Origin of the sequence: Sphingomonas astragali (assembly GCF_051400615.1) — a bacterium.
Lineage (GTDB): Bacteria > Pseudomonadota > Alphaproteobacteria > Sphingomonadales > Sphingomonadaceae > Sphingomonas.
The window spans coordinates 1229005-1243366 of sequence record NZ_JBLFFH010000002.1; the positions used below are offsets into that span (position 1 = coordinate 1229005).

The 14362-nt window shown below is 66.0% G+C and carries 13 protein-coding genes, 1 tRNA gene and 1 pseudogene; 8 read left to right on the forward strand and 7 right to left on the reverse strand.

What is annotated here, in order from left to right; all coding sequences use genetic code 11:
- Window positions 1-54: 54 nt before the first annotated feature.
- Window positions 55-432: a hypothetical protein gene (locus ACMGER_RS13900; RefSeq protein ID WP_436812725.1), complete on the forward strand. Its 378-nt coding sequence runs from the start codon at window positions 55-57 to the stop codon at window positions 430-432.
- Between the two features lie 158 nt (window positions 433-590).
- Entirely contained in the window at window positions 591-1298 is a 708-nt protein-coding gene (gene aat / locus ACMGER_RS13905; RefSeq protein WP_436812889.1) for a leucyl/phenylalanyl-tRNA--protein transferase, read from the forward strand.
- A gap of 35 nt (window positions 1299-1333) precedes the next feature.
- On the opposite strand, the pseudogene ACMGER_RS13910 reads toward aat, so the two are convergent.
- The 5 genes and pseudogenes from ACMGER_RS13910 to ACMGER_RS13930 form a co-directional block, all read right to left on the reverse strand.
- Window positions 1334-1777, reverse strand: a pseudogene (locus tag ACMGER_RS13910) (DUF2155 domain-containing protein); the annotation flags it as partial.
- Window positions 1759-2151 (reverse strand): NADH:ubiquinone oxidoreductase subunit NDUFA12, encoded by a 393-nt coding sequence (locus tag ACMGER_RS13915; RefSeq protein WP_436812726.1) that lies wholly within the window; start codon window positions 2149-2151, stop codon window positions 1759-1761. The gene ACMGER_RS13915 and the pseudogene ACMGER_RS13910, both read right to left, overlap by 19 nt.
- Window positions 2152-2324: 173 nt before the next feature.
- The gene (locus tag ACMGER_RS13920) at window positions 2325-2828 is read right to left on the reverse strand and encodes a DUF192 domain-containing protein (RefSeq protein ID WP_436812727.1); all 504 of its coding nucleotides are present in this window, start codon (window positions 2826-2828) and stop codon (window positions 2325-2327) included.
- Window positions 2829-2830: 2 nt separating this feature from the next.
- Window positions 2831-3376, reverse strand: a complete 546-nt coding sequence (locus tag ACMGER_RS13925) for a cold shock domain-containing protein (RefSeq protein ID WP_436812728.1) — start codon at window positions 3374-3376, stop codon at window positions 2831-2833.
- A gap of 104 nt (window positions 3377-3480) precedes the next feature.
- Complete coding sequence (locus ACMGER_RS13930) at window positions 3481-3975, reverse strand: regulatory protein RecX (protein WP_436812729.1); 495 nt, start codon at window positions 3973-3975, stop codon at window positions 3481-3483.
- A gap of 169 nt (window positions 3976-4144) precedes the next feature.
- On the opposite strand from ACMGER_RS13930, the gene ACMGER_RS13935 reads away from it, so the two are divergent.
- The 6 genes from ACMGER_RS13935 (at window position 4145) to ACMGER_RS13960 (ending at window position 9940) form a co-directional block, all read left to right on the forward strand.
- The gene (locus ACMGER_RS13935; RefSeq protein ID WP_436812730.1) at window positions 4145-5905 is read left to right on the forward strand and encodes a fatty acyl-AMP ligase; all 1761 of its coding nucleotides are present in this window, start codon (window positions 4145-4147) and stop codon (window positions 5903-5905) included.
- Between the two features lie 199 nt (window positions 5906-6104).
- The gene (locus ACMGER_RS13940; protein WP_436812731.1) at window positions 6105-8465 is read left to right on the forward strand and encodes a putative bifunctional diguanylate cyclase/phosphodiesterase; all 2361 of its coding nucleotides are present in this window, start codon (window positions 6105-6107) and stop codon (window positions 8463-8465) included.
- 110 nt (window positions 8466-8575) lie between these two features.
- Window positions 8576-8651: transfer RNA gene (locus ACMGER_RS13945), tRNA-Trp, on the forward strand.
- A 164-nt stretch (window positions 8652-8815) separates the two neighbouring features.
- Window positions 8816-9013, forward strand: a complete 198-nt coding sequence (gene secE, locus ACMGER_RS13950; RefSeq protein WP_436812732.1) for a preprotein translocase subunit SecE — start codon at window positions 8816-8818, stop codon at window positions 9011-9013.
- A 27-nt stretch (window positions 9014-9040) separates the two neighbouring features.
- On the forward strand, window positions 9041-9577 hold the full coding sequence (gene nusG, locus ACMGER_RS13955) for a transcription termination/antitermination protein NusG (RefSeq protein WP_436812733.1): 537 nt from the start codon (window positions 9041-9043) through the stop codon (window positions 9575-9577).
- Between the two features lie 126 nt (window positions 9578-9703).
- Window positions 9704-9940 (forward strand): hypothetical protein, encoded by a 237-nt coding sequence (locus ACMGER_RS13960; protein ID WP_436812734.1) that lies wholly within the window; start codon window positions 9704-9706, stop codon window positions 9938-9940.
- A 258-nt stretch (window positions 9941-10198) separates the two neighbouring features.
- Here the strand turns inward: ACMGER_RS13960 and ACMGER_RS13965 are convergent, their stop codons facing one another.
- Window positions 10199-13750: an RHS repeat domain-containing protein gene (locus tag ACMGER_RS13965; protein ID WP_436812735.1), complete on the reverse strand. Its 3552-nt coding sequence runs from the start codon at window positions 13748-13750 to the stop codon at window positions 10199-10201.
- Between the two features lie 181 nt (window positions 13751-13931).
- Entirely contained in the window at window positions 13932-14348 is a 417-nt protein-coding gene (locus ACMGER_RS13970) for a hypothetical protein (protein ID WP_436812736.1), read from the reverse strand.
- Window positions 14349-14362 lie beyond the last annotated feature (14 nt).

Sequence of the window (14362 nt, forward strand, 5' to 3'; positions counted from 1 at the left end):
GCAAAGCTAGGGTCTTGACGTCAGTTGCTGCGTGCGCGAAGGCACCTCCCCGTCATGAAAAGCCTCCTCCCCGCTCTCGCCGCGGCCGCGCTCCTGCCGCTCGCCGCCTGCAACAACCAGCCCGAGGTCGTCGACACCCGCTCGAAGGATCCGCTCGCCGAGCAGATCAAGAACGCGCCGCCGGTCGAGCTCCCACCGGCGATGGAAGCGTCGGTGACCTTCCGCTGCAAGGACAACAGCCTGGTCTATGTGGACTTCTTCCAGGGCCACAAGCAGGCGAACCTGCGCACCGACAAGGCCGGCTCGCCGATCCAGCTCAAGGCGGATGCCGAGGGCAATCCCTATCAGGGCGACGGCTACACGATGACCGGCGACAAGAAGCAGATCGACCTGACCGCGCCGGGCAAGGGCGCGCAGAGCTGCAAGGCCTGATCTCGACTGCCAAACGGGACAACCAAATCGGAATAAGGGCCGGCGGAGCGATCCGCCGGCCCTTTTGCTTGGGAGCGCGGCAGGATAGGTTGGGGGCCGTGAGCCGGCCAGCCGCCCCCACCCGTCTCGACCCCGACCTGGTGCTCCGCGCCTATGCGATGAGCGTGTTCCCGATGGCGGACTCGCGCGATGCCGAGGGGGTCTACTGGGTCGAGCCCAAGCAGCGCGCGGTCCTGCCGCTCGACCGCTTCCATCTCTCGCGCTCGCTCAGGAAGACGATTGCCCATGATCGCTTCCGCGTCACCTCGGACACGGCATTCGAAGGGGTCATCGCGCTGTGCGCCGAGCCGACCGGCGACCGCGAGGATACCTGGATCAACCCCAGCATCGAGGAGGTGTTCGTCACCCTCCACGAGCGCGGCTTCGCCCATTCGGTCGAGGTGTGGGACGGCGAGCGGCTGGCGGGCGGGCTGTACGGCCTTGCGCTCGGCCGCGCCTTTTTCGGCGAAAGCATGGTGAGCCGCGCGCGCGACGCCTCGAAAGTGGCGCTCGCCTGGCTGGTGGCGCGGCTCAGGGTCGGCGGGTTCACGCTGCTCGACTGCCAGTTCCAGACCGAGCACCTCGCTTCGCTGGGCGCGATCGAGGTGCCGCGGTCGCACTACAACGCGTTGCTGGGCTCCGCGCTGGGCGCCTCGGCCGGAGGGCTGGCGGCAGGCGTGCCTTCGGTCGACGGTGATTGGGGGGCGCTCGATGCGCTTCGCGTCCGCCGTTCCCCGCCTCCGCCCGAGGGGGTGGGCGAGAATGTCACCGTCTCGGGGCCTGTCGCCGGGAAGGACATCGTGCAGCTCTTGGGCCACACGTCATAGACCGGGTGCTGGACGACGTTCAGTGACGGCCGTTCCTTGTAGACCCAGCCCGAGAACACGCGCCGCCAGGCATCATCGGTGCCCTGGACGTCCAGCTGGAGGAAGGCGCCGGTAAGCTGGTCCGGCTCCCAGGGCGCGGTCTTCTCGCAGGCGCGCAGGCGGATGATCGCGTTGCCGATGCGGATCGCCTGGCCCGGCTTCATCGTCAGGTCACGGCTGTTGCCGTTGCGCTTGTTGAGGAAGCCCACCACCGCGACACGGTCTGCCATCGGCGTCTCGCCCTTCTGCAGGGCCGGGACCTGCTCGACGGCGACCGGCGAGGGAGCGAGTGCGGGCGTCGTCGACGTCGACGCGGCGGGTGGGGCGGCGGCGCGGCCGACGCCCAGCCATTCGGCACCCTGCCACGCGCCTGTGCCCAGCACGGCCAGGAGCGCGGCGCCGCCGAGCCAGCGCGTCCAGCTCATTCGCCGGGCGTCCATGCCTCATAATCGCCGGTTGCCGCGGCGCGGACGCCGCCCGCCTCAAGCGCGCCCGACGGGCGGTAGGCCGAGGTCGTCCCGGTCAGGTTCGGTACCGGCGGCTTCTGCCACGGCCGGACCGGCGGCAGCGCGCGATCGGGCACGTCGTCGATCTGGTGGTGGAGCCAGCCGAACCATTCGGGCGGGATGCGGCTGGCATCGTTGGAGCCGCTGTAGATCACCCAGCGGCGCGGGCGGCCCGCGGTGTCGCGCCCGCCCTCGTAATAGAGGTTGCCGAGCGAATCCTCGCCGACCTTCGTCTTGCCGCGCAGGCCCGCCATGGTGCCCCAGGTGGCGCCGGTCCACCAGGTAAACGGATTGAGGTTGATACCCATGCGCCGCGGATAGCCGAGCCTCGTGCCGGTGCCAACCTTTTGAGTCGGCCTTGTTCGAACGGATTCGTGCTCCTGCGAAAGCAGGAGGCCTGGATCCCGTGCGGCCGCTTGCGGCCTAGGCTCCTGCTTTCGCAGGAGCACGAGCCCGCTTCATTCCGGCGGAGGCCGGCCTGCTACTTGGGCCAGGCGACCTTGTCGCCGGTCGCGATTCCGAGCTCGGCGGCGCGGCCGCCGACGATCTCCAGCACCGCCGCCACCGGCTCGCCCGAGGGAATCGGGTCGGTCGAGAAAGGCACCGCATTCTCCGCGATCGTCGCGATCGTGCCGTCGGCGCGGATGAAGATGATGTCGAGCGGCGTCGGCGTGTTCTTCATCCAGAAGCTCGCCTCGCGCGGCGGGCCGCCGTTGGCCGGATAGGGCACGAAGATCATCGCATCGTCCTTGCCGAGATCGGTGCGGAACATGAGACCCCGCTCCTGCTCGGCGGGCGTGCGCGCGATCTCGGCGGTGAAGATGTGCCTGCCGTTGGCCGAGGTGATCGTGACCGGAACCTTCTTGGTGGCTGCCGTCGCGTCGGCGGACCGGTCGCCGCCGGAGAAGGTGTAGATGGCACCGGCCGATGCCGCCGCGGCAAGCACGAGCCCGGCGGCCGCCATGGCCACGAATCCCGAACGCATGACTACTCGTCCTTCTCGACCTCGACCGCCAGCGGCCCCTTCTCGCTGTCGACGATGCGAGCGCGCAAGGGCTGATCGGGCTCGACCTCCTCGATCCCGGCGCGGCGCAGCGTCTCCATATGGACGAAGATATCGCCCGGAACGTCCCGGCGCACCAGGAATCCGTAGCCCTTGAGGCGGTTGAACCATTTGACCGCGACCGGCTCGAACGGACCGGCCTCGGCGATCAGCTTCAGCCGGTCGGCACGATCACCGCCGCCGCGGCCGCGCGGGCCCTCGACCGCGTTCGAGAGGTCGATCGAGAGGATCGCCGACGCCTGCGCCCCGCGATCGCGCCGCACCGTCTCGCACACGACGCGCGCGCCCTCGGGCAGGCTGCGGCGCCCGTGCGCGCTCAGCACGGAGAAATGAAGTAATATGTCGCCCAAGGCGGGATCGTCGGCGACGATGAAGCCGAACCCGCGCGTGACATCGAACCATTTGACGACGCCGCTATGGACTTCAGGAGCCGTCAAACCGCTGCCCTGTTCGACGGATCCATCGAACATATCCATATCATGACTCGTCGCGACCTGCCCCACATCGGTACGCATCGAAATTCCCCCGGGCACGTCTGTAACACAGGCTCGGCGAAGGGCGCAAAATCTTTGAACTAGCCATTCTGAACTGCTTCTCCCGTGTCCGAAAATGGCACTTCTCCGGGTTTCATCGCGACGATCCAACGCGCCAGCTCGAGCGGATGTCCCGCGCGCAGGAGTTGGCCGAGCGCACGCTCGCGCGCCGTCCGGTCGGGCATCTCGGCGGCATAAGGCCCGATTCGCCGCCGCCGCGCAAAGGCGAGCGCGCTCTGCTGTGCGCGTGCCGCGATCACCGGCCGGAGCGCCGCCGTCGCCTCCTCGCCGATGCCGGCCTGGCGGAGCTCGCCGGCGATTCGCCGAGCACCCAGCCCCCGCCGCGCCATCGATGCCGCCCGCGCTTCGGCGAAGGCGGCATCGTCGACGTAGCCGAGCGCGCCCATCCGACGGGCGACCGCCGCGGGATCGGGCGGCTCCAGGCCGTCCCAGCCGCGCTCGCGGATCTTGCGGTCGAGATAGCGGCGGAGCTTGGCCTCCGTCGTCGCGAATCGCTCGACGTAACGGAGCGCCAACCGTTCGAGCCCGGACGGATCGAGAGCGGGACGTGGGCGGGCCGAGGACATGCGCCTTGTTTGTGCCACAGTGACAACCGAATTTGAACGCCTGCGCACGGCAGGGGCGGTGGTTATTTCAGCGCTGCCCCAAGGGGGAACACGGCGCAGACGAGGGATGCGACGACGAATGAATTCGGTGACCACGGTGCCTTTGGAGCAGCCTGCGGCGCTGGCTGCGACTCCGACCGAGGATGCGCTTCCACGCCGCTTCTCAGATTTCGAGACACTGGGCGAGGCGCTCGACTATGCCGCGAGCGGCAGGCGCGGGCTCAATTTCCATGACGCGCGCGGCGCGCTGGTGCGGCCCTATCCCTTCGCCGAGCTGCGGAGCGATGCGCTCGCGCAGGCGCGGCGGCTGATCGCGGCCGGCGTGCAGCCGGGCGACCGCATCGCGCTGATCGCCGAGACCGGCGCCGAGTTCGCCAGCCTGTTCTTCGGCGTGGTCTATGCCGGCGCCTGGCCGGTCCCGCTGCCTCTGCCGACCAGCTTCGGCGGCGCGAGCTCCTATATCGAGCAGCTGCGCGTCCAACTCGCGAGCTGCGATCCCAAGCTGCTGTTCTATCCGGCCGAGCTCGCGCAGATGGCGCACGAGGCGGCGCGGATCGCGGGCGTCGAGGGGATCGACTGGGAGAGCTTCACCGCGCGCGAGGCACCCGAGGCGACGCTGCCCAAGGCGAGCGCGGACGACATCGCCTATCTCCAATATTCGAGCGGCTCGACGCGGTTTCCGCACGGCGTCGCGATCACTCACCGCGCGCTGCTCAACAATCTTGCCGCGCACAGCCACGGCATGAAGCTGATCGAGAGCGACCGCTGCGTTTCGTGGCTGCCCTGGTACCACGACATGGGGCTGGTCGGCTGCTTTCTCTCGGTCATCGCCAACCAGGTTTCGACCGATTACCTCAAGACCGAAGATTTCGCGCGCCGGCCGCTCGCCTGGCTCGACCTCATCAGCCGCAATTCCGGCACGTCGCTCAGCTATTCGCCGACCTTCGGCTACGACATCTGCGCGCGCCGCATGTCGAGCCAGACCAAGGCGAGCGACCGCTTCGACCTGTCGCGCTGGCGCGTCGCGGGCAACGGTGCGGACATGATCCGGCCCGACGTGATGCAGAGCTTCGTCGACGCCTTCGCCGACGCCGGCTTCCAGGCCAAGGCGTTCCTGCCGAGCTACGGCCTGGCCGAGGCGACGCTGGCGGTGTCGATCATGCCCCCGGGCGAGGGCATCGTCGTCGAGCTGGTCGAGGAGACCCAGCTGTCCGGCATCGAGGCGGGCGAGGACCGGCCGCAGCGCTTCCGCGCGATCGTCAACTGCGGCAAGCCGGTCCGCGACATGGCCGTCGAGATCCGCGAGGAGGACGGCACGCCGCTGCCCGAGAAGGCGATCGGCAAGGTGTGGTGCAGGGGGCCGTCGGTGATGACCGGCTATTTCCGCGATCCCGACGCGACCGACGCCTGCCTGGTCGACGGCTGGCTCGACACCGGCGACATGGGCTACATGTCCGACGGCTACGTCTATATCGTCGGCCGCGCCAAGGACATGATCATCATCAACGGGCGCAACCACTGGCCGCAGGACATCGAATGGGCGGTCGAGCAGCTTCCGGGCTTCAAGGCCGGCGACATCGCCGCCTTCGCGATCACCACGCCGGGCGGCGAGGAGACGCCGGCGGTGCTGGTCCAGTGCCGCACCTCCGACGATGCCGAGCGTTCGCGCCTGCGCGACGCGATCCGCGATCGGGTGCGCGCGGTGACCGGCATGAACTGCGTGGTCGAGTTGGTCCCGCCGCGCACGCTGCCGCGCACCAGCTCGGGCAAGCTCAGCCGGGCCAAGGCGCGCAATCTCTATCTGACCGGCGAGATCAAGCCCTACGATATCGCGGCCTGACGCGGTCGCCGGGACCTTCGTTGACGAAGGACGCCCGGCGGAAGGTTGATACGGTTCGCATTCAACAATTTAGCTCCTCCCTGAAAGGGAGGGGCTTAGAACATGACCGCGTGACGTGCTTGAATGGCGATCTGCTCTAATGCGACGGATCGCCGGGCGCCTAACGATCCGTCAACCGTCTTGCCGCTAGGCAGGACAGGTGGACGAGGGGACGACATCGCAGTTCGCGCAACCGCGCATCGACGCGCGTGCCCTGCTGGGCCTCTATGATCCGGCGGACACGACCGATTGGGGACCGATTCGCGCCGCGCAGATGAACGCCGGCGCCCAGATGGCGCTGTTCATGCTCGCCGCCAATGTGATCGGTGCCGCCCTGGTCGTGCTGGCCTTTGCGCCCCTTGTCCCGCTCTGGGAACTAGTGAGCTGGGGATCGATCGTCGCGGCGGCCGCTTCCGCGGTCGCTTTCCGACGGCTGGCATCGCGCCATCGCACCACCAGCACCGCCAGCGTCCGCGATGTCCGCGGCACAGTGATCGACGGCATCGCGCTGGCGGCGGTCTGGTCGGTGCCCCCGCTGCTGTTCGCATTCAAAGCCGATCCGACGACCTTGCTGGGGCTGTGGATCATACTGTCGGTGCTGATGGCCTCCGCGTCCTTCGCCATGGCGGCGCTGCCGCTGGCGACGCTGACCTTCCTGTTCGCGGTCGGCAGCGCCGCCATGGCCTCCTTCGCGGTGGTGCGCATGTACGGCTTTGCCGGATCGGTTGCGGTATTCACCACCGTGCTGATGGCAGCGTGCTTCGCGCGCGGGCGTGCGCTGGTCGTCATGCGCGCGAACGAGCTGGCGCTCGACGAACGCGACGAGACCGTCAGCCTCCTGCTTCGCGAGTTCGAGGAGGACAGCCAGGCCGACTGGCTGTGGGAGATCGACGCCCAGCGGCGCGTCGTACGCGCAAGCCCGCGCTTCGCCCATTCGATCGGCCGCGATCCGCGAGCGGTCAACGGCATGTCCTTCTTAGAGGTGCTGGCCGGGCCGACCTGGGAGAACGGCAATTTCGCCGCCGCGCTGCGCGAGATGGCCGACAAGCTCAAGGCGCGCGAGCCGTTCCGCGGGCTGATCCTGCCCGTCCATGTCGACGGCGAGGAGCGCTGGTGGGAGATGTCGGCCTCGCCGCGCTACGACGAGGCCGGCGGCTTCATCGGCTTCCGCGGCGTCGGCTCGGACGTGACCGACCAGCGTCGCACCGCCGACAAGATCAACCGCATGGCGCGGTTCGACACGCTCACCGGCCTTCCCAATCGCCTGCTCATCCACGAAGCGCTCGGCCATGCCATGATCGAGGCGGAGAAGTGGGGATCGCGCTGCGCCTTCATGATGATCGACCTCGATCGCTTCAAGGCGGTCAACGACACGCTCGGCCATCCGATCGGCGACCGGCTGCTCGGCCGCGTCTCCGAGCGGCTGAAGATGCTGATGACCGACGACGAGATGATCGGCCGGCTCGGCGGCGACGAGTTCGCGGTGGTGGTGCGCGACGGCACCGACATGGCTCGATTGGAGAGGCTCGCCCGCACGATCATCGCCACGCTGAGCGAGCCCTATGAGGTCGACCAGCACACGCTCTACATCGGCGCCTCGGTCGGGCTCGCCATCGGTCCGCGCGACGGCCGCACCGCCGAGATGCTGATCCGCTCGGCCGACCTCGCGCTCTATCGCTCGAAGGATGCCGGCGGCGGATCCTTCCACGCCTATGAGCCGCAGCTGCACATGCAGGCCGAGGAACGGCGCGTGCTCGAGATGGCGCTGCGCAGCGCGTTGGAGAAGAACGAGCTCCACCTCGCCTATCAGCCCGTCGTCGATGCCGGGGCAGGCCGGCCCACCGGCTTCGAAGCGCTGCTGCGCTGGACCCATCCGGATCTGGGGCCGATCTCTCCCGCCAAGTTCGTACCGCTCGCCGAGGATGCCCGCCTGATCGCCCCGATCGGCGAGTGGGTGCTGCGCACCGCTTGCCACGAGGCCGCAGGGTGGGAAGCCCCGCTGCGCGTCGCAGTCAACATCTCCGCCGAGCAGCTCCACAATCCCGCCCTCGTCGCCGTCGTCGCCAATGCGCTGGCAAGCTCCGGCCTTCCCGCCGACCGGCTCGAGCTCGAGGTCACCGAAAGCGTCTTCATGCGCGAGGGCACCGCCGCGACCCAGATCCTGGAGAAGCTGCTCGATCTCGGCGTCCGCCTCAGCCTCGACGATTTCGGGACCGGCTATTCGTCGCTCGGCTATCTCAGCCGGACGCGCTTCTCGTCGATCAAGATCGACCGCAGCTTCGTCCAGGCCGCCTCGAAAGGTGTCAAGGAGGCGATCGCCATCATCCGCGCGGTGGTGGCGCTCGCCAAGTCGCTCGGCATGGCGACCACTGCCGAGGGCGTCGAGAGCGAGGACGAGCACCGGATGGTGCAGGAGCTCGGCTGCACCAAGGTGCAGGGCTATTACTTCGGCCGGCCGCTCCCCGTCGAGGAGGCGCGCGCACTTGCAAGCCGTGCGGCGGGCCAGGCCCGCGCCGCCTGAAGAAAGCGCTTTCAATGTAGGATTTCGCTTGCTTAGGTGCCCCTGCGGCGGCCGATTCGTCCCTCGCCCCTTGCCCCCAGATCGCCGGATCGTTAGAGGGCGCGGGCCGTAGGAGTGTAGCTCAGTTGGTAGAGCATCGGTCTCCAAAACCGAGGGCCGGGGGTTCGAGTCCCTCCACTCCTGCCAATCCCGGTCGTTGCGGATAGCGGCGCTTGCGCTAAAGGCCGGGCCTCGCTAGATAGCGACCCCAATCCGACAGCGTGGATGGGCTGCGCCGGTGCCTTGATGAGGGCCGGGCAGCGGTCCTATGCTCGCTGACGGACCCCAAGCGAGCAGAAGGCTGATCCCAAGTGGCGAAGACGTCCCCGATCGAATTCATCCGCCAGGTGCAGGCCGAGACCCGCAAGGTCGTCTGGCCGACGCGCCGCGAGACGGTGATGACCGCCGTCATGGTGATGATCATGGCGGTGCTGCTGGGCCTGTTCTTCTTCGGCATCGATTCCGTGTTCGACGCGATCGTCCGCGGCCTGCTGAGCCTCGCCAACTAAGCCATCACGGGAACGGACACGCACATCATGTCGCGCTGGTACATCATCCACGCCTATTCGGGCTTCGAGAACAAGGTCCGCGATTCGATCATGGCCGAGGCGACGCGCCTGGGCCTGGACGCGTTGGTCGACGCGGTCGAGGTGCCGACCGAGACGGTGACCGAGGTCCGCCGCGGCAAGAAGGTGCAGTCGGAGCGCAAGTTCTTCCCCGGCTACGTCCTCGCCAAGCTCGCCATGAACGACGACGTCTACCACCTCGTCAAGAACACACCGAAGGTGACGGGCTTCCTAGGCAGCTCGGGCAAGCCGCAGCCGATCAGCGAGGCCGAGGCCGCGCGCATCCTCAACACCAAGGAGGAGGCCGCCGCGGCGCCCAAGGCCAAGGTCAAGGTCGATTTCGAGATCGGCGATTCGGTCAAGGTGCTCGACGGTCCGTTCGCGACCTTCAACGGCATCGTCGAGGAGCTCGACTTCGACAAGTCCAAGGTCAAGGTCAGCGTGTCGATCTTCGGCCGCGCGACGCCGGTAGAACTGGACTTCGACCAGGTCGAGCGCAGCAAGTAGCCGCCGCCATCCGCGCGGATTCAAGTAAAAGGGCCGGGAGCGGATGCTCCCGGCCCTTTCGTTTTACCCGTTGCCGGCGGTTGCCCGCTGAGTCCGCTGATGCGGCAACGGGCAGGATCAGGCAAGATGCACTACCCTGAGTTGGGTCAGAATTTAGTGCATTCAGCAAACTGCCACCGTAATCCCGAGCTGCTCGATTCCATCATCGTCAAAACTCAGATGGAGGCCCAGCACGCCCCCAGGTTGGCCGGCGGAACGGCAGCGATGGACGAACCAGGGGGCGGCATCCGATTGCATCATCAACTCTATATTGCTATTGCGATAATCACTGAAGATACAACAAGAAATCCCGGTTGGGATTGATCACTATGCGGCGTTAGTTCTTCGATTGATCGATCTTCCATGGATTATCAGGATAATTTTTCATCCTGAAGTACCACATCAAGGCTGCTGGCGTGAAAGCAATTGCGAAAACTACCAGCCATCCAAGATAACCTTCAATATCCAATCGCTTGGTAAGAGAATAAGCTATGAATATGCAGATTATGAACGGCACCAGCAGGGCCAGAATATCCCTTGGCGTTATGAGGTGATTTCCCGCTTTAAACATTTCGACCTCTTTTAACATCCGGTGTTGACGACCGGTATATTGACACCGATTGAGGCACCGCCATTCGCGAAGCCAGCAGCACCGACCCGTCCAACCGACGCCTCAACTTCACCAGCGTTTGTGCCAACAAGATTTGAGGTTACACTTCCTCCTACTCCGAGCCCTCCGCCAACCGTGCCAGTCAGATTGGCAGAGACGATCCCGCCTTGGCCTAGATTTCGGCCAAATCGGGGGCCAGAGTTACTGAGCGCTGTCCCATAATTCAGACCTCCTTCCAATCCGAATCCAACACCCACGGCAACGTTGGCATTGAAGCCGAAGCTGCCCTTAGCCAGATCAATCTGGATACCGGCGCCTAATGAGCCGCCAAGCCCGAAGTATCCATCAACTCCGCCACCGATCTTGATCGGAGGTAGCTTGCATAGCCAACTTATCTCAGGCGTTGCCTTTTGCGGCGATGGAGGGGTTGCGACACGTCCGCCGCCACCGCCACCGCCGGGGCTGCCGCCGCCACCGCCCCAGGACGGTAGCCCCCAGCCACCACCACCGCCGCCTCCTCCACCGCCGCCGCAATCGACAAAGTCGTGTAGCCTTCCGTCCGCCAACTCGATCGTGAGAGTAACGCAGGATAGACCTGTCGGATCGATGAGATTGATCGGGTCGTTTCCGACGTACCTATAGAGATTCATCCCATCACTGTATCCGAGGGGATCGGTCTGCAAGAACCGGCCGAGCGTGGGCGAGTAAATGCGGGCCTTGGAGTATTGGAACCCCAGCTCCGACAGCCAGATCTGGCCGGTATATTGGAACCGCCCGCTGTTGCCGCTGCCGGGAATGCCGTAGTCGTCGTAGCTGTTCACCGCGACCGCGTTGCCCGCGTCATCGGTGATCCTGATCACCGATCCGCGCTCGTCGGCGTCGAGCCAGCGCCGGCTCGCGGTGCCGGCCCCGTCATAGGCTACGATCGGATCATCCGTTCCCGGCCCGTGCACATAACGCTTCGCGATCACGCCGCCCTGACGCTCGGTCACCAGCGCGTCGCCGTCCCAGTCCCACGCCAGCCCGGACTGCGTCACCTGATCGATCCGACCCGCCGGATCGTAGTAGATATAAGTCCCGTTTGCGCCCGAGAGCTGATTCTTGCTGTTGTAGAGATAGCCGGCACTTCCCGCCGAGGTCAGGTTGCCGCGCGCGTCATAGGTCGGCACGACGCTCCCCCAAGCCGTATATTGATTGAGGCCATTCACCGTATAAGGACGGTCCACATTGGATGCCCCCGTCCAGGCATAGGCGTCGTTCGATCCCGTCCGCGACGTGATCTGGCCCGCCGGATTATATCCGAATGTGATGGTGGCCGGCTGCGTGCCGCCATTGAGGGTCAGAGCGGCCAGGCGCGATACGGCATCATAGCCGTAGCTCGTCGATGTGCCATTGCCGAGCGTACGCGATATGCGCCGCCCGAGGTCGTCGTAGCCGAACGCCGCCAATACGAACCCGCCGTTCTCACGGATCGCGGTCATGTTGCTCGCCGCGTCATAGTCATAGGTGACGTAGAACCCGTCGTCCCAGGTCAGCCGCGTCCGTCGGCCCGCCGCGTCATACTGGCTCGTCAGCGTGCCCCATGCGCCCGCCTCGCTCGTGGGCCGCCCGAGTGCGTCATAGCTGTAGCCGGTCTTATGGCCGTTCCCATCCAGCGCCAGCAGCAGATGCCCCAGGAGGTCATAGCTGTAGCTAATGTTGGAGTCGGTGATGTCGACCGGGTTGTTGAAGGTCGTCGACGTCACCCGGTTAAGGGCATCATAGCCAAAACTGACCGACTTGCCGTCGCGCAGCCGCCGGCTGGTGATGTTGCCGTTCGGGTCATAGCCGAGCTGTTCGTAGCTCCCGCCCGGGAACGTCGTGGTCAGCAGCCGGTCGAACCCATCGTAGCCATAGGTGGTGAGATTGCCGTTGGCATCCGCCACCGTCGCCACCCGGCCGTTGCTGCTGTAGGTGGCGGTCACGTCATCGGCTACATCGGCCGTGCCATAGCCTGTGGTCACCTTGGTCATCCGGTCGGCATTGTCGTAGCTGTACTTGGTGATCCGGTCCGGACCTGCCGACCCCGTCGCCTGCAATGTGCAGGCCGACACCGGCAATGATCCGAACGCCGTCACGTTCATCCGCATCGCCGAACAGTCCAGACGTCCGGCGGCATCATAGCTGTATTGCACCACGCTCTGCGCCGCGCCGCCGGCGATCAGCGTATTGCTAGCCTTGCGGCTCGCGGCGTCATAGGCGGTCAGCACCACCTCCGTCGCGACGAAGTTCGTCCAGTCCGTCGCCTGGCTCGGCACGGTGCCAAGTTCGATGGAGATCCGCTGGCCCTTCGCGTTATACGCATAGAGATGCGCCTGCCGCGCGCGTGAGCCACTGCCGTCCGGATCGGGCGCCATGTCTGCCGCCAACGTGCGGTCGGCGTAGTATTTGAACAGCGCCGTATCGCCCGTCCCGGGCAGCGGACCATCCACGCTCACCCGATTGCCGACGTCGTCATAGCCGATCGTGGTCGTCGCGCTGAGGCTGCCATCGCCCGCCGCCCCGGTGACGGTGATGGGCAGCATGTTGGCGTTGTAGCCGATCGTCGTCCTGCTCTCATCGGCGGTGCCGACGCATGACGCCGTCGTCCGGCAGCTCGAGATGCCGCTCACCAGCTGCACGCCGCCGATCGTCGTATAGCCGTAGGTCGTCTTCGGCCGCACCGCACCCGCGGTCGGCGCCGGTGCAGTCACCGTCTCAATCTCGCCAGCAGCCGTGTAGGTATAATCGGTCTGGTTGTTCTTGGCGTCCCTCGTCCATTCGGGCTTGTCGCAAGTTGCCGCACTGGCGCAGGGAAAGCTGGCGTTGGTGACGATGTCGGGCGGCGTTCCCGGCGTCTTCGAGACCTGGCGCGTCTCGGTGACGTTGCCGCGCGCATCATAGGTGTATTGCGTGTAGTTGCCCTCGGGCGCGATCACCTTGGTGAGGCGCCCATTCGCGTCATATTCCATGGTCGTGGTCTGGGGCACCGCGCCCGGAACCCTGGTCACCTGCGTCATCCGCTGCGAGGCGATACTGAACTTGTAGGTCGTCGCGTGGCCGAGCGGATCGGTGACGGTCGTCGTCCGAACGCCGCTGTCATCCGCGTAGGTATAGGTGGTCGTGCCTGCCGCCGACGTTACCGTGTACACCCGGTTCGATCCGTCATAGGTGACGGTCACGTCCTCGGCACTGCTCCCGGGCCGCTTGATCCCGAGCACGCCGACGCCGTTCCAGCGATAGGTGGTCGTCCGCGCCATGGCGTCGGTGATCGACCAATAGGTCATCCCGCCGGAATTGGTCCGTGAGAAATTCTGAGTGCGAACGCTTGCCCCGGAGACGAGCGTATTGGTCAGTGAGACGCCGACCTGATTGCCCCATGTCCCGAAGTCAGGGAATTCTCCATTGGATTCATCCCAAGAATCGATAGGCTCGTAACCGTAGGTCAGCTTGTAACCACTAGTGCTTTCTACCGATCCGGCACGATAGGCATATGTATGCTGCAAGCAAGCATAGCCGACAGCCAGGGGCTTATAACTCGCGCAATACCAGAGACTGTCATAATTATAGGTGAGCTTGACGCCGTTCGGCCATGTCACGTCGGTGATGAGGCCGATGAATGTCTGATAGGGATAGGCGCTCTGCTTGGTCCTGTCGAAATGCGCGACGGCGCCGTCGCTTCTCGTATTAGGTGTAGATGTCGCCGGAGAGCGACAGGGTCGATCCGTTCCCTTCGGTGTTGGCGTAGGTCGATCCCGAGACGGTGAAGCGATCGCTGTTGCCGCCGAGCACCACGTAGACCGTGGAGCCGGAGACCGTCAGCGCACCCCATAGGGTATCGCCGCCGGCGCCGCTCTTGCTGAACCTGCGGAAGCTGAGGCCGGCGACATCGCCCTGGCCGGCGCTCAGCTCGGGCGCGTCGTAGCTCATCTTGCCGAGGAAAAGATCGACGCCGTTCGCGTCGACCGACTGGCGGACGGGCGGCGCAGCGTTGGTCTGCGCCAGTGCCGGAGCCGCTACGCCGGAAGCGAGGATGGTCGAGAGCGCGAGCAGCGCGCGGCGCGCACGCAGCCGGCCGCGCTCGACATTCGTCGAGTTCGTCATGAATTGTCTCCTGT